At 51.5% G+C, this 15738-nt stretch carries 17 protein-coding genes; 2 read left to right on the forward strand and 15 right to left on the reverse strand.

Annotation, left to right across the window (positions count from 1 at the left end):
* Positions 1-119: 119 nt before the first annotated feature.
* Positions 120-587 (forward strand): hypothetical protein, encoded by a 468-nt coding sequence (locus OR1_RS17375; protein ID WP_041973630.1) that lies wholly within the window; start codon positions 120-122, stop codon positions 585-587.
* A gap of 310 nt (positions 588-897) precedes the next feature.
* Here the strand turns inward: OR1_RS17375 and OR1_RS17380 are convergent, their stop codons facing one another.
* From OR1_RS17380 to OR1_RS17420, 9 genes are all read right to left on the reverse strand, one after another.
* Complete coding sequence (locus OR1_RS17380; RefSeq protein ID WP_041973633.1) at positions 898-1323, reverse strand: hypothetical protein; 426 nt, start codon at positions 1321-1323, stop codon at positions 898-900.
* Positions 1324-1429: 106 nt separating this feature from the next.
* Positions 1430-1729 carry a helix-turn-helix transcriptional regulator gene (locus OR1_RS23340; protein WP_370543372.1) on the reverse strand — a complete coding sequence of 100 codons (300 nt, stop codon included), beginning with the start codon at positions 1727-1729 and terminating at the stop codon, positions 1430-1432.
* Between the two features lie 123 nt (positions 1730-1852).
* Entirely contained in the window at positions 1853-2611 is a 759-nt protein-coding gene (locus tag OR1_RS17390; protein ID WP_041973637.1) for a hypothetical protein, read from the reverse strand.
* Between the two features lie 122 nt (positions 2612-2733).
* Positions 2734-3096, reverse strand: a complete 363-nt coding sequence (locus tag OR1_RS17395) for a hypothetical protein (protein WP_041973639.1) — start codon at positions 3094-3096, stop codon at positions 2734-2736.
* Positions 3093-3386 (reverse strand): DUF6516 family protein, encoded by a 294-nt coding sequence (locus OR1_RS17400; RefSeq protein WP_041973642.1) that lies wholly within the window; start codon positions 3384-3386, stop codon positions 3093-3095. The genes OR1_RS17395 and OR1_RS17400 overlap by 4 nt, the downstream gene beginning before the upstream one ends.
* A gap of 58 nt (positions 3387-3444) precedes the next feature.
* Positions 3445-4833, reverse strand: coding sequence for a site-specific integrase (locus tag OR1_RS17405; protein ID WP_041973643.1), 1389 nt, complete (start codon positions 4831-4833; stop codon positions 3445-3447).
* 306 nt (positions 4834-5139) lie between these two features.
* Positions 5140-6336, reverse strand: a complete 1197-nt coding sequence (locus tag OR1_RS17410) for a DUF3443 domain-containing protein (protein WP_041973646.1) — start codon at positions 6334-6336, stop codon at positions 5140-5142.
* Positions 6323-6793: a DUF2844 domain-containing protein gene (locus OR1_RS17415; RefSeq protein WP_041973648.1), complete on the reverse strand. Its 471-nt coding sequence runs from the start codon at positions 6791-6793 to the stop codon at positions 6323-6325. Before OR1_RS17415 ends, OR1_RS17410 begins: the two co-directional genes overlap by 14 nt.
* A gap of 55 nt (positions 6794-6848) precedes the next feature.
* On the reverse strand, positions 6849-7475 hold the full coding sequence (locus OR1_RS17420; RefSeq protein ID WP_041973650.1) for a hypothetical protein: 627 nt from the start codon (positions 7473-7475) through the stop codon (positions 6849-6851).
* Positions 7476-8169: 694 nt separating this feature from the next.
* On the opposite strand from OR1_RS17420, the gene OR1_RS17425 reads away from it, so the two are divergent.
* Complete coding sequence (locus tag OR1_RS17425; protein WP_082003021.1) at positions 8170-8967, forward strand: dienelactone hydrolase family protein; 798 nt, start codon at positions 8170-8172, stop codon at positions 8965-8967.
* 78 nt (positions 8968-9045) lie between these two features.
* Here OR1_RS17425 and OR1_RS17430 read toward each other — a convergent pair whose 3' ends face one another.
* From OR1_RS17430 to OR1_RS17455, 6 genes are all read right to left on the reverse strand, one after another.
* Positions 9046-9285 (reverse strand): DUF378 domain-containing protein, encoded by a 240-nt coding sequence (locus tag OR1_RS17430; RefSeq protein ID WP_041973758.1) that lies wholly within the window; start codon positions 9283-9285, stop codon positions 9046-9048.
* Between the two features lie 136 nt (positions 9286-9421).
* Positions 9422-9919: a response regulator gene (locus tag OR1_RS17435; protein ID WP_041973653.1), complete on the reverse strand. Its 498-nt coding sequence runs from the start codon at positions 9917-9919 to the stop codon at positions 9422-9424.
* Positions 9920-9936: 17 nt separating this feature from the next.
* Positions 9937-11829: an ATP-binding protein gene (locus OR1_RS21110; protein ID WP_152609955.1), complete on the reverse strand. Its 1893-nt coding sequence runs from the start codon at positions 11827-11829 to the stop codon at positions 9937-9939.
* Positions 11830-11850: 21 nt separating this feature from the next.
* Complete coding sequence (locus OR1_RS17445) at positions 11851-12813, reverse strand: ABC transporter substrate-binding protein (protein ID WP_041973655.1); 963 nt, start codon at positions 12811-12813, stop codon at positions 11851-11853.
* A gap of 156 nt (positions 12814-12969) precedes the next feature.
* Positions 12970-14043 carry a type IV pilus twitching motility protein PilT gene (locus tag OR1_RS17450; RefSeq protein WP_041973657.1) on the reverse strand — a complete coding sequence of 358 codons (1074 nt, stop codon included), beginning with the start codon at positions 14041-14043 and terminating at the stop codon, positions 12970-12972.
* Between the two features lie 26 nt (positions 14044-14069).
* A complete protein-coding gene (locus tag OR1_RS17455; RefSeq protein ID WP_041973659.1) occupies positions 14070-15725 on the reverse strand; it encodes a pilus assembly protein PilB in 1656 nt (551 codons plus the stop codon).
* Positions 15726-15738 lie beyond the last annotated feature (13 nt).

The following is a 15738-nucleotide window of genomic DNA, read 5'->3' on the forward strand; positions in this document are numbered from 1 at the left end:
CCAGTAAGTTTTCAGTGGCCGATGGGTTCTCGCTGACAGAAACGCAGTCAGCGTCGGGAGAGAAAGTTGCCCTTAGTTCGGTCTCCTATTTCAAACCGATGAGCGCTATATAGTACAAGATGCATGAAGCAGACAAAGACGGCTTTGTGAAGTTTGAGATTACTGATGGCAAGACCACGGGTTCTGAAGTAACTATTACGCTTGATGAATCGTCTACGTCCAAATTGATTGTCAAGGTTGAGTGGGCATCTAGGCTGTACCAGCAGTTGACGAACCTGGCCATCGGCTTGGCGGTAATTGTGACGGCAATTGTCGGCATTTCGGCATGTGTTGAAAAGTTTCAAGAAGGTAGCTGGCCTGAACTCTTGCTGTTTATTGTCCTGCCTTGGAAATTCATCTGGACAGCATTTCTTGCGCTCCTTATTACATCAGTGCCGGCAATGATCATTGCCTGGATCGCCTCGAAAATTGTATTTCTCCTCGGCCCCAAAAGGTTTAATGCTGACGAATTGAATAAAGTTAAGCGGGGAGATCGTCGGACTAGTGAAAATGATGGCCTAACTGCTGCCACCCATAAAATCTGGTGATCAATAACCTGGATCTGATCATCTTCCGATTCCTTACACAGTCATTAACCAACCTGAAGAGGGATGGTATGATGCGCCTGCCTGACACCATCTTCGCATAGTCAATGATGTCCAATTATGGCAGTAAAAACTGAAATTGAGGTTGATGTATGAGAAACTGCTGATTTTACGGGTATTTGTTGAGGCTTTGCGAAAATGACACGTTATGCATTATTTTTTCTAAAAACGACATCTTATGCTTTATTCACTAACATAAGGCGGGATGATTAATTAAACCCGGAAATAACGACAACTTATGCAATATTTTGCGTCAAGATATGTTTAACTCCACACATTGTGAACTCCTTTCTACTGTAATTGTAGGCGCGTTTTCATGCGGTTGCATTGCGGACTCATTGCTATCGCATTCCAGAATGTCAGCGGGCGCATCATTTACTTGTTTTTTAGACCACTTAGCGTGCGCCGCTTTACGGGCTGCTTCGCTTCGAACGGCAGCCGCGCTGGCATAACCGTTATGCTCAACCCAGTCGTGCACAGAGTACATGCCATCGCAATCTTGGTCGATAAACCCAGTTTCTATCAGGGCGCTCACAAACTGCTTGGAATCCCCCTCCCAGCCTGCCATCAGTGCTATGTCTACATCATCGAGACCCGATAGCACACCGTTCGGGCGGTCCAGCGCAACAGCAATCCAGAGGTCGACTAAAAACCCCGTCCCGTCTTCCCCAAGGCGCATTTTTAGTTTTTCCGTTTACGATGCCCCCGGAAACTCACAGAAACCCGGATGTCAGTGTTCACGTTTCGCTCCGCAGCCGCCCCCACAGCAGCATTCCTAATAGTTTTTACTTCCTTGGCCTACCTGGTCCTGGCTTGCCGCTGCCGATTTTGCTAATATCTTTAGGCGGCAGTTGGACGGCGGAGCGGGTCTTACACCATTCCTCGACTTCCGCTGCGTCCCAGCCTACAACACGACCACCCGCGGTCAATTTACGCCGTGACGGAAATTGGCCGACCTGTTCCAGCCTGTAAATGGCCGAGTCCGACAAACCCGTTCGCTCGCGCACTACTTTTCGCCGTAATATCATTTTTGCGCCTCCTGTTTTTTGACTGTTCATGATGGGGGGTATCGTTTCTGTGGCCATAACTTGGCATAATGACGAAACGCCATAGCAAGAGTTTTTTAAACGCAAAAAAGCCGGGTTTCCCCAGCTTATATCACTAACAATATTCGGCTTTTATAAGATTATGACGCTATTCGGTGTAAATTATGACGCGTCATTTTTTAAGTTATTTATTATTTTTTTACCGGCCTTCGCCCAAGCGTCACCGTTTTTTCTTGGGTTTCCTTTTTTCTCTTGATCCTCAGTATAAGTCTTTTGAGGGTCTGCTAATCTTGCTATCTCATGGCCCCGAAGATTGTAGCTACATTCATACTTCAATTCGCCTGCAATAATGTCTCGTAAGTGGTTTGGTTTAAATTTCCCGCTCATTTCTTTTCTTCGTCTCACTGAATATTCTTCTGGTGACTCGCTATCATTCGCTTGCTCTGATATAGGGGTTTCCGAAGGTACAGATCCTTTTTCTTGTTTTTCGAGGGCGCTTAATAAGTTTTGGATGTCCTTAATGGGAATGCGAATGTCATTGACAGAAAAACTGTGGCCCATTGCTAGGCGATGAGCAACAAATCGACTATCAAGATCCCCAAGTTCTGTACCTGTAATCATGTGTCCTCGTGTGATTGGAGAACCTGAAGTTGTAAACAATGCTATTTTGCCTAAAACCTTATCTCCATCCCAATGCCGAGGGACTAGTAGGCACTTATTATAAATGGGTTCCACTGCTTTGACTAAGCCTGCATCAATGACTGAATCCCTTATATCAGGATAATAGAACTCTCCTGGAGTTGGCACCAAAGCTAAGAGAATACCTTGCTCTAGGTAATATCGGACACGTTCAACCGGACATTTCAGAATTTCATTTGCAGCATATTCAATTGTTACAAAGGGAGGATGTAAAGGTATCATCTCTCGCGCCTCCTGCAGCGCCCTGGAGGATTAATCGCGGGAAACCGCCCCAGGAAAGGCGGCTTGTCGTCTGGCCGGACTATCCCGCGAAAAGAAAAGGGGACTCGAAAGCCCCCCCGTTGTTATGCTGCCAGTTTTGCCGTTGCCGTGATTTCAGACCACGGGACAGAATAAAGCCCGTTCTCGTCTTTTTCTATCAAGCCGATGCCCTCCAATGCCTTAACATCGTCATGCACATTCTTGTAATTCCGCTTCAGAACCTTTGCCAATGCATATATGGTCATGCCGTTAGACTTGTGAAGGGTGTCCAGCAAGATGAACCGTTTCGGGGTGATATGCTCCAGAAAGGTCTTCATGTCACCGAAGTATACCCGTTCAACCGGAGGTTCCGGAATAATCCCCTTTTCGGCATTTTCCAGGATCTCCATAACCTCATTGTTGAAATCGGTCTCACTGGCAATGCCTACCCGAAAATCGCGTTTCATACGGCCCCCTTGTCAAACCACGCTGCCTTGTCTGTGTTGAAGTCCCTGAAGAGCTGTGGAAGTGTCACAAACTGGTAAGGCTCTTCCCTGTCTCCAATATGCCGATGGTCTCCCTTGCCTCGCTCATTGTCATACCTGACGATACACGTTCCATCAGCAAGCCCGAAATAAAAGCGGTATTTAAAGGAGTGAGCACAACCGGGAACTGAAGGAGAGACTCGCCAAACAACAACTTCTGTGATGGTTCCCCCCACGATCTGCTTGTTTCTTACAATAAGCTCTGATCCCATCGATATCGCCTTTATATATGGTAAAAATTACCATATATGCAATGATAATTCAAGCTTGTTATGCCGATTTCCTACCGGCTGTTATCGGAATGACGTTGCTCTCTGTATTGGTTACAATGCTGTTCAGTTTGCGTTCCCATGCCTCCATAGCCATTTGCTTGTCTCGATCATACTTGTTTTTGTTGTAGGTCCGGATTTCCCCTTTTTTCAGGTGGGCGAGAATGGCATCGACCACTTCATCCGGGTAGCCGATCTCGGAAATCATAGTAGCGCAAGTCCGACGAAGATCGTGGGGAGTAAACTTTGCAATACCGAGTTTCTTCTCGTCCGGGACAATGAATTGCTTGCGCTTGAATTTGTTTTTAGCGGTACTGACAGCCTTCTTCCATGTCGCCGGTTTGGGTTTCACCTCATGAGTCAAAAGGTTCCGTCGCAATGCAGCACTGACAGCACGCTCGGTGATACAGTCATCTATCACCTTGTCGTTATCATCCAGCTTGGTTATGGGTGAGGGGAATAGATAGCCCTTGCCCTTGGTGTCCCCGATCAATGAAAGCGCCATTTCGGTCAAATATATGCGCTGCTTGCGTGGTATCTCCTTGGTGATCTTGGTTTCCTTCGGTGTGAACTCCCACCACTTTCCGTTGATCTCGCTGGCGTGCATGGCCGTAACTTCTCCAGGTCTTTGCCCGGTCAGTAATATGAGCTTCAAAATATTCCTGATCTCTCCCGATATAGCGGTGTTGTCGATACCGGTCAAAAACGCCTTCACTTCCTCTTCGGTAAGGTTACGCTCCTTTGATACAGGTCGTGGGAGTTCTTCCCCCCTCTCAAAAGCGTAGCAGGGTGTTGTAACAATGATCTCCTGCTTGACTGCATAGCGGAACATCCGCCTGATGATCTTGAATGTGTTGGTAATGATACCGTTTCCACGGCCCTGCATATTGTCCAAAAGCCGGAGAACATCCTTCCGGGTGATATCTTCAACCTTGCGCTCCCCCCATACCGGGACAACATCTTTATTCAATATCCGCTGGTCTTCCTCCCACGACGTTTTTAACGGGTTCGCATGTTCGTTTTTGGCGTCTGATACCTTCCGGATGTATTCAGTGACAAGCATCCCCACCGTTGGGTGCTTGTCTCGATCTTCACGCGCCTGCCGTTCTGCTGCGTGTTTCTGGTCCCGCTCTTCCTGCGGGTCACGAGGGTTCTGTTTATCATGAAGTATTGAGTATGCGTTGCTGTAGGCTGTTCTTGCATCAGCAAGGCTCATGGTGGGATAGATACCCAAGTTCATTTCCCGGCGCTTGCCGTCAAAATTGTAGATAAAGAGCCAAGTCTTGACGCCAGTGGGAAGAACTCGTATTGAAAACCCCTTTGACTCTCGAACGTAATACTTCTTCTCCTGGGGTTTCAGGTTGCCGATGAGTTTGTCGGTGAATTTCATGCGATCCCCCTTTGCAGAGGTTGCACGGCATTCATGCAACCTCTCATGCAACCTTTTTTATCATGGTTGGACAAAAAACACTATGAAACAATAATACCGATAATATTTGCAATGTCAAGGTGTTATGATTGAGAGTACCGAGAAGGGGAAACGGAAAGAAACCCAAGAAATGCAGATATTACCATCTTCGGGAGCAGGGGGTCGGAAGTTCGAATCTTCTCGCCCCGACCATAAAATTCGAGGGGTTACGGCAGATGCTGTAACCCCTTTTATCATTTAGCCCTTCAAGTATTTCTGTTCCATTGTTCAATAAGCCCAGTAGGGACCATTCCCCAGGCCGGATGATTTCCCTTCGATGCCGACAAAGACTTTTCGGCCGAGGAAAAACGGTAGCCCCCAGTCAAATCCGCCGAATGACTCCCCGCCAAGCTCGGCAAACACATTATTGGCTGACCGAAAGAGGTTTTCGGCGTTTCCGATCGCAAAGGGAACCGAGCCGATCGGCGCGCCACCGGCGCCGATATTGGTTGCCGAAAGCAAAACCGTCGCTGGCGGGCAGAACCAGGAGCTATTGGAAGTGCATGGCGGCAGTTGGCTTGGCGATCCATTGAAAAAGAGGCCGTTTGAACCGCTGTCGATGAAACTATTGGTGTAACTTATGCCGCTGAACTGGGTGGTGAAGTCCCCAAACTGGCTGGTAGGGTATGTCGTCACCCCCGTTGTCGAGTTGTTGGGCTGGGTGCCTATTCCTAACACGAGTAGACCGGAGGAAGATGGCATGCCGCCGGCAGGGACTTTTGGCAGTTGCACCAGGACACCGTTGTTGTCCTGAGGCAGATGCGCCACCGGATTCTGTACCTGACTGGCGACCGGGACTGCAGCCCCTCCGCATGCCGTGCCGTTGCATGAAAAATAGACCTGGTTGTTTGCACTCACCGCACACCCTGTACCGCAGTCCTGAACAAACAGTCCGACGCCCAGGATTCCGTTGAAGCCGGCTTGGGTCGGATTTTGATCGAGGCTGGCGACGTTCGGGGGTGAGCAGACAGGGGGCACTGATCCGAACGTGGCATCGATTACCTGAATCGGCACCGTAACCTTCGGTTCGCCACCGAGGTAGACATCCGCCATCTGGACCGGCCCCCAGACCCCGGAGCCGTCCAAAAACGGGATGCACTCGGCGACTGAAGCCGAACCTACAGTTACCTGAGCAAGCGGCAAACCGTTTAATGCCGATTTGAAGATCCGCAGCCCATAACTTCCGGTATCCAGCAGAATATGGTCAACGGTCTGGCAAACCGAACTTCCGGGGGGGCATACCTTGACACTGACGAACGGCGTATTGGGAGCGGCACTGAATGAACGGTTCACGGTAATGGCAATTTCATTGGCAGTGCCGGATGGAGGGGGCACCGAGACGACCGGGGAGGAGTCAGAACCACCGCTGCCGCAACCAGCCATTACCGACAGGACAAGCAATTGAATCAGCTTACTTGATTTCATCAATGCTCACTCCTGACGGAAGCAGGGCCGGATCATAGGCGCGGCCCTGCAGATTTCGCATATGACCCCATTTCTCGACTACCAGGGTGTCAGTGTTTATCCGGTAGTCTCTTCGACCCTTGCTGCGCGGAGAATTTTTCACGGCCTGCCGGTATTTCCCTGCATAGGAGCCCAGCAACGTCGTGAGATCCGGATGGGCCAGGCCGTTCCAGGCCACGGCAAAGACGATTCCTGCAGGGGCAACATATTCCCGCACCCGATATGCATCTGCCACTATTTCCCGAACCGTATATCCGATACGGTCTGTCACTGTCCCGCGAACGCCTGCAAGAGCACGATGATCTTTCTCCACCGACACCACGGATTCGCCGAGTGTGGCCATGGCATGCCGTGGCGCCAGCAGCGAAACCGACACTAACCCCAGAGCAAGAACCAAGACCGGCAGATATCTTTTCATAGAGGTGAACTCCGAACCAAACCCGGTTTACACTCACGATCCGCTGCAGCAGCCTCTAGAAATAAGTTACGTCCAGCAACGGTGCCAAGACACCGCGGTTCGGTCCGGTGGTATCATTAATCTCGATTATCCCCGGTGTGACCAGCCCGAAATCCTCCATTATCCGGATCTGGAAGTTCGACAGCCCCAGGCGTTGTGCCTCTTCCATCAGAGCAGTAACATCCACCGAAACGTGCCTGCCTGAATCGGATGAGAAAATCGGGAATCTGATCACGGTTGTTACCAGCTGAGAACTGTCGTAATTTGCTGCCAGCAGAGTAGTTCCATAGGAAACAAGCTCAATACGCATTGGGATAGTGCTGGCTGTCGATTGGAAGCTGTTGATGAACAGATCGAGTGTCGCCGAGACAATGGTCGCATTTAACGGTACTCCATCTATCCCGCCCAAGGGAAAGTCGAGAAACGCGCGGCTTTCCCCAACAGCGTCAATACCGGCAAAAAGGCTCTGGAGGCTCCCCTGGGCCACAGCGAATGTTGCCGGACCGGTTTTGGTGATTTCGCCGTCCAAGGTTGAGTCACTGATGATCTGGGTATTTGGTGGTGGTGAACTGCCTCCACCACCACAACCGAACATTGCCAGGGCGACAAGCACCAAAACCAGCGCAAATAATTTCCTTTTCATGATTCCCTCCCATTCTTTCGCCGACCCAGGTGATACCCGGATAATATCCAGATGCCCCTTGTCAGACATTGATTGTCATTTCGCAGCAACACCCTGCCCAAACCTTTGCAGCCTTCATGCATCCCTAAGCATGTCCCATGCCGGACCAGTCAATAACAACTTATGCAATTGCGAGAAGTTACACAACAGCGGCTGACCCAGCAAACGACACATCCGGCAACATTGTTTGCTGATACCGGCGGCTATTCAGAGAAAACGCGGGTGTTGCCAATCGGTACGCCTCCATAGAAACAATCCGGACAGGCGCAACATACATTGCCGTATTACATGAAATCATACCACTACTGACCATCATCTCAAACCGCCAGCGCTCGGGCGCCTAACCAGGAGGCAACTAATCCTGCAAAATAGCTTGCATCAGCAACCAGTCACCTATGCCTTCATCAGCAATCGCCACCAGCCTTTCGCCCCGATGTTACGGGACCGGAGCAAATATTATTTCACTTCAAGCAGCAGCCGACGATACTCATCCCAAGCTAATCAGCTGTATTAGCTACGCAATCCCCAGCGTTACACTACTGGCACATCAACTGCTACGGCATAGTATACCTGCCCCCGTGATTCGGCATTAAACCCGAAACGCTAAGGAAAGCCAAGCCCGATGGCGGGAATATTTATGCAAAGGAGAATATCGATGATCAACAGGTTACTGTTTGTTCTGGCCATGGCGAGCATTCTGACGTCGGCTCTGCCGGCCTGGGCCAAGTTGAATGCCCGCACAATAGAGTACCAAGCCGGGGATACGGCACTCAAAGGTTACCTGGTTGAGAACCCAAAATTCACCGGGAAGCGGCCTGCCGTGCTGGTTGTCCATGAATGGTGGGGACTCAACGATTATGCCCGCAAGCGGGCCAGGATGCTGGCTGAACTGGGATACACCGCCCTGGCCATAGATATGTACGGTGACGGCAAAACTACCCGGCATCCTGACGATGCCGGCAAATTCGCCGGAGAGGTCATGAAAAACATGCCGGTTGGCGAAGCCCGATTCAATGCGGCGTTGGCGTTGCTCAAGCAACAACCGTCGGTAGATGCGACCAGGGTTAGCGCCATCGGTTATTGCTTCGGCGGAGGAGTGGTGCTGCACATGGCTCGTGTGGGTACGGACCTGAAGGGAGTGGTAAGTTTCCACGGCAGCCTGGCAACCTCTGCTCCGGCATCGCCGGGTGCGGTGAAAGCCAAGATTCTGGTTTTCAACGGGGAGGCCGACCAAATGATCCCGGCCGACCAGGTGGCCGCATTCAAGGAAGAGATGTCGCAGGCGGATGCCAACTATCGCTATGTCGGTTACCCTGGGGTAAAGCACAGCTTCACCAACCCGGATGCAGACCGTTTTGCCAAGGAATTCAAACTCCCCCTGGCATATGACAAACATGCCGATCAGGATTCGTGGAACCAGATGAAACTGTTCCTGAAAGAAATCTTTCGTTGACGGCATGGAGCTAAGCGGAATAAAAATACGCCCGGATCATCTCCGGGCGTTATCGATTTGCGAGGCGCTACAGTTGCATCAGCGGTTTACTGTCGACGGCACATCACACCACCGATGATGCAGAGCCTCATACCCAATGCTGAAGTTAAACGCTTCGTAGATGCCGCTCAGCCCGACAACAGCGTATATCACCCTGGTCAGCGCGGTTGCTTCTCCGAATATGGCGCCCACCATGTTATAGCCGAACAGACCTACTACCCCCCAGTTAATTGCCCCAATTACAAGTAGCACCGTGACAATTATATCCAGGACTTTCATCTTGATTACCTCCATTCATCTCTTGAATCGCCCCTCCATCACCATTGCACCTCTGTTTATATTATACTCCACGCGAGAAACTGATTATATGTTTATTTAAATTAACGTATTACTGGTGGGCGCCACTGCCCTGTTTTCAATTACACTCCCTGCCAACACTGCCGGCAGCGTCTGGAGGGCCATGGTTTATCAACAACCAGTAGCAACCGATCGTCGATACCACCGGAGCAAAATGACTGAAATCGATCGGTTTACTGATATAACTATTGACCCCGAGGCGATAACTGTCTATCAGATCCCGTTCTTCGGTCGAAGAGGTAAAAATGACAACCGGCAGCCAACACGTCCTTTCGTCTGAACGGATTTTCTGCAATACCTCTATTCCATTAACCCTCGGCATATGAATATCCAGAAGAATCAGCTGGGGGAAAGGCTCACCCTTTTCCAGGCAGTTGACAAACAGATATTCCAAGGCTTCAGCACCATCCTTCAGCCAGATTACCTTGTTCAAAATATTGGACTTCTTCATCGCCCGCTGAGTCATCAGTGCATCATTGCTGTTGTCTTCGACTAGAAGTATTGTCTTGCCTTGCGCGATCTGCTGGTCGTCCGAGCTGAATGCATAGGTGTCCATAAAATCCTCCGCTGACGTCAGTTTGAGCTGCCGAAGGTGAAATAGAAAGTCGCCCCTTCCCCGAGAGCACTTTCCGCCCAGATCTTCCCGCCGTGTCGTTCTATGATACGATGCACCGTGGCCAATCCAATGCCTGTGCCTTCAAACTCCTCCCCATGCAGCCGTTCAAAAACTTTGAAAAGTTTATCCTTGTATGCCATGTCAAAACCGACACCGTTATCCTTGACAAAAAACAGCTCTTCACCGCCAATTATACATCTCCCTAAGGATATTACAGCATCAGGGTTCTGCGATGAGTATTTCCAAGCGTTACCGATAAGGTTCTGCAGCACCATGTCCAGCAGCGAGCTGTCTCCCCGGGCGAAAAGCCCGTCTTCAATATCGATACGAATCGAACGGAGCGGCTCGGACTCTTGGAACATTTCCGCGATTTTCCGCGCCATTCTGCTCAAATCAACAGTCACGACAGTCAATTCTGCGCGCGATACGCGGGAAAATCGCAATAAGTCGTCGATAAGCGTCCCCATATGATTGCTTGCCGCGCATATTCTGTCCAGGCAATCCCGACCGAGATCATCCATGCAGTTCCGATAATCCTCGATGAGGATGGTCGCGAAGCCGTTGATATGCCTCAATGGAGCACGGAGATCATGGGAAACCGAATAACAAAACGATTCCAGTTCGCGATTTGCGACTTCAAGCGCCGATTTCTGCCGTTCCAGATCATCATTGAGCCAGGCGGCCTCCTCCTGTGCCTGTTTTCTTTGTTGAACCTCCTGTTTCAACACGCAGTTGACCGACTCGAGTTCGTGATGAACCTTTTTCATCTGGGAGATGTCGAGGGCATTGCACACAATCCCCTCGACTGCGCCGTTTTCATTTTGGATGGTGGATGTAGCAAGAAATATCGGAAGTTTAACGCCGTCCTTGCGCAGGCAAACCGTTTCCGATCCAACCCGGCTCTCATTAGTTGCGCAAGAAACCCTCAGCAGCCCCTCGTCGAAGACCATGCCCGCCTTCATGCCGATCAGCTCTCCCGCTTCGTACCCCAATAGCCGGTAAGCCGCCTCATTCACATCCCTGATAACGTAATCCGGCGCAAGGATCAACAAAGCCTCGGTCATGCTCTTGATGATATTATCGACATACTCCTTCGTTACCGTGGTGCGCTGAAGGTCCTCAGCCATCCGGTTAAAACTGTTGACCAGATCCTGCATCTCCCCGAACGAAGGGATCGCCAGCCGTGTGGAAAGATCGCCCTTGGCAAGCCGGTGCGAGGCCTCGGCCAGTGCGGTTATCGGAGTAAAGATGATCCGCTGGGAAACGAAAAAGAGAATTACTGCCAGGAAAAGAGCAATCAGGATGTTAAACGCTATGATAAATACGATCGTACTCAGAATGCTTTTGAAGATATTTTGTTTTGATACGCAAATAGTAACCGTGCCGATTGTTTCATTGCCAGTGACGATCGGAGAATGAATCTCTTCCGATGCCGTGTGCTCCCGGATATATTTTGTTATTTCGGACAGTTCGTCCAGTCCATGCAGTTCCGGTTTTATCGCCGCGACAAAAGCCGATTTATAGTTAATGCTGGCAAATTGCGACGTGACAATGGCGCCGCTCTTGTCAACTATTATGGCATACAGGATTTCATCGTCGTATTTTGCCTCATTCACTATTGAATCGAGCTGGATGGCATCTTTCATTATCAGTGGATCCTGGCTGATTTTGGCTACATACAAAGCGAGCCCTTTGCCTTTTTTCAGCAAGATATTCTTCTGCGTTGCCCCTTCATGCAACGAGACGATAATGCTTAAGACGACCGTGCCCACGAGAAGCACCATGGCTATGGTGGAGAAAAACTTATATCTGATTGTCTCTGTAGTGGGTTTTGACTTAAAGTCGCTCAAGGAGGATACCTCGGAATAAACTCAATTATAGATCTTGGCTGCCTTTTGCAGCAACGCTTTCGGGATCTGAACCTTGGAAGCGGCTGCCGTTTTGCGGTTTATTACCACCCCAGGCCGGGCGATATACTCAATCGGTATGGATGAAGGCTTTGTCCCTCTCAGAACCGCTACCGCCTTTTTCCCCGCCAGAAGCCCCAGTTGATAAGGGTCTGCACACAGACCGAACAAGACCCCCTCCGCCACCAAGTCTTCAAGGTGGGTAAAAGAGATAACTCCGGCCCTGGCAGCCAGCTCGACTATCGGCGGGATGGTAGAGCCGATGACACTGCTGCCGGAAAAGTAAACCGCATCCACTGAGCCCATCACTTCCGGCAGGATCTGCTCCACATCTTCCTTTTTCGATATTATCACCGGCAGCACCTTTATACCGTACCGGCTCTGCACCCTTTGCAGTTCTTTCAGCTGTGACTCGGAGTTTTTCTCCCCGGGGGTATAAAGAGCCGCAATCCTTTTGACCGGCCGGATCTCCCGCAACCGGCTCAACAACTCCGTAATATGGATCATCGGACTGGTACCGGTCACATTGGTTCCTGAGCTCTGCCACCCCTTGGCAACGCGCGCCTCTACCGGGTCATAAACCATGCTGAACACTATCGGCACATCTTTGATTTCCTTGGCAACGGCAATGGTCGCGTTCGTCCCCAAGGTAATCATCAGCGCGTAGTCTGCCGAGGCATAGTTTCTTACCATATCGGCAGCCTTGGCCTTGCTCCCGCCGGCATTGCCGACGACAAACCTGACATTCGGCTCCTTATACCCAGCTTTGGCAAGCTGCTCCCTGATCCCCTTGAGTGACTCGTGGTAACGGGCTTCCTCGCTGAACAACAGCACCCCGATTTTCTTCTCCGCCTGAGCGTTAAGAGGGGCACAGATCAGCATTATTTGCATCAGACAAAGAAGCCAATACCTGTTTCGCTGCGCCATTTCTCCACCTCGTCTCTGGTCAGCATTACATTTGCGACCAGCATAAATTAATTTATTTAAATTTAAAACAGATTATTGCACAGAACCAGCGCTGCTAATTCAGCATGAAAAAGGCCTTCCCTATCGGAAAGGCCTTGAGACGCATAAGCGGTCTGCCTATTGTGATGGCGGCGGCGCCGGCAGGTACTGCTCAAACTGTTTTTTGTCGATTGAACAGCGGTAGGCCTCCTCCGAACCGATCTGCTTTGTTTTGAGCAGGTCGAGCAGGTGCTGGTCCATCAACTGCATCCCGTCACGCTTAGCAGTCTGAATGATGGATGGGATTTGAAACGTTTTTCCCTCGCGGATCAGGTTGGCAATGGCCGGCGTTCCAAGCATGATCTCAAGCGCAGCCACCCGCCCCTTGCCATCAGCAGTTCGGAGAAGCTGCTGGCAGACAACTCCCTTGAGCGATTCCGAGAGCATTGCCCTGACCTGCTCCTGCTGGTCTGTTGGGAAAACGTCAATGATCCGGTCAATGGTTTTGGCGGCAGTGTTGGTGTGCAGGGTTCCGAACACCAGGTGACCGGTCTCTGCGGCTGACATGGCCAGGCTGATCGTCTCCAGGTCACGCATTTCGCCGACCAGGATGATATCCGGGTCTTCCCGCAGTGCTGCGCGTAGCGCCGACGTGAAACTTTCCGTATGTTCGCCGATCTGACGCTGGTTGACCAGTGACTCCTTGTTTTCATGAATGAACTCCAGGGGGTCTTCGAGGGTCAGGATATGTTCCTTTCGGGTCGAGTTGATCAAGTCGATCATGGCCGCCAGGGTCGTCGACTTACCCGATCCAGTCGGGCCGGTCACCAGAACCAGACCCTTTTTGAAATTGGTCATCTTCCGTACGCCATCGGGCAGCTTCAGGTCATCGGCAGACAGTATCTTGCTCGGAATAATCCTGAAAACAGCGCCAATGCCGCGATGCTGCATCATATAGTTGCCGCGGAACCGGGCCAGCCCTTCTACGGCATAGGCAAAATCGAGATCCTTCTTCTCAGCGAAATGTTCTTTCTGTTTTTCCGTGAGGATCTCGAACAGGATCGACTTTAGCTCCTCGTGAGTCAGCGGTTTGAAATTGAGCCTTTCGATCTCGCCATGCAAGCGGAAGATCGGCGGGTTGCCGGTTGAAAGGTGCAGGTCCGAAGCCCCCTGTTCCTTCATCATTTTGAAAAGCGCATCTATGCGTGCCATGTCAGAACCCCGTCACTGTGCAATAGCTATAAAAGTATGGAGGTAACATATTCTTCCGGAGAAATATCCCCGGACTTAAGCAAGTCAGCTCCATCCTCGCCGCTGCCGCGATGACCCAGCGTGTCAAGATGCCCTATGATTTCACGGCCATCCGCCGCCGCTTCAAAGGCATCGACAACACCCTTGTCAAAAGGAATCAGATCGAGCAGATAGCGGCTCCCCCGGTAACCGGTCAGGTCGCATTCCGGGCAACCGACCGCCTTGTAATAACTCCCCGGCGGCAGATGGGTCCCCAAGGCCGCGGATTCGTCTTCGCTCAACTCCATGGGCTTTCGACAGTTGGGACAGAGAAGCGCCACACGCCTGCAGGAGACAATCCCTCGTATATAGGTGGGGATGACGTAGTGCTTCTGCCAGAAATGGAGCAGGTGCCTGAGGGTTGAGCCCATATCCTTGAAATCAAGCCCGGCCAGGACGAGTTTACCGCGCATCGCGGCCTTGCTGGCGGCAATGAACGATTCCGGCTCGGTGGCGTCTTCAATTACGAGAATGTCGGGATCGTGCTCCAGCGCCGCGGTGATCAGCCCGTGGCATTCGCTGTGAAACCCGCCACGGCATGGGATTCGCGGGAACCCCCGCGATCCGTTGCCAAGCTCTTCGCCGATCAGGATCACGCTCTTGCCGCTGGTATCGGTCTCCGCAAGCAGCAGGTCCATCAATCGGCATCTTTCGTCGCTGTCCCTGTGCACTACTATCACCAGCCCGCTCCCGGAAGCCACCCTTCGCAACTGTGCCTCCCGCTCCCCGGTCAGTTGGAGATCGGCAAACCTGGCCGGAAATGACGCGGAAATATGCAGCTTGAATGTCACCAGGTCCCCGCCCAGCCCCCTCAGCATATGAACCTGGAAAGCGTGGCCCTGGCCCCGGAAATTGAAGTTAAATATGCCGCGGATATTGCTGGCCGTCTGATTGCCCGAATGACACCACTTGCGGAGATTCAACAGAAATTCCTGGTAGTGGGTGACAACGAGTTGGCCGATGTTCCGGCTCACCCCGCCACGGCGGGCCAACAGCGCTACGGAGTCGCCGAGCGGTTGCAGCGACAGAACGGAAAGCCGGCTTTGAATGAAGTATGCCAGCACGTAATCGAGAAATTTTGCCCCGGTTGCATCGGCATTGACAATCTCAACGACGCGCGGGGAAAAGGCCGTTGAAGTGAACCCGAACGAGACCGGCTCCACCGGAGGGCCGAAGAAATGGTCCAGCATCTCCCGGATCTCCCTGATGAGCCCGACAGATACCCGTACCTGGCACCCGGTTGCCTTTTCTACAGCCTCGATCGCAGCCCGGTTCAGCGGGTCTGCCATGGCCACGTTGAGCTCATCTCCGGCCCTGATAAGCGGAATCAGGTTGTACTCCCTCGCCAGAACGGAGGGCAAAAGTTCCACAGCCGCCGGGTCGATCATGTTCTTCTTCAGCCTTACATAAGGAATATCAAGCTGGTTGGAAAGCGCCCAATCAATATCCTCCTGGGCTACTATGCCCAGGCTGACGAGCGCCTCGCCGAACCGGCACGACAATGCCTGCTGCTCCCGGAGCGCGGCCTTGATATCCTCTTCGGTAATGATGTTCGACTTTAAAAGGATATTGCCGAGCGAGCCTTCCCTGATCACACCTTCCATAAACACTCCTTGG

Source organism: Geobacter sp. OR-1 (assembly GCF_000813145.1).
Taxonomy (GTDB): Bacteria; Desulfobacterota; Desulfuromonadia; order Geobacterales; family DSM-12255; genus Geoanaerobacter.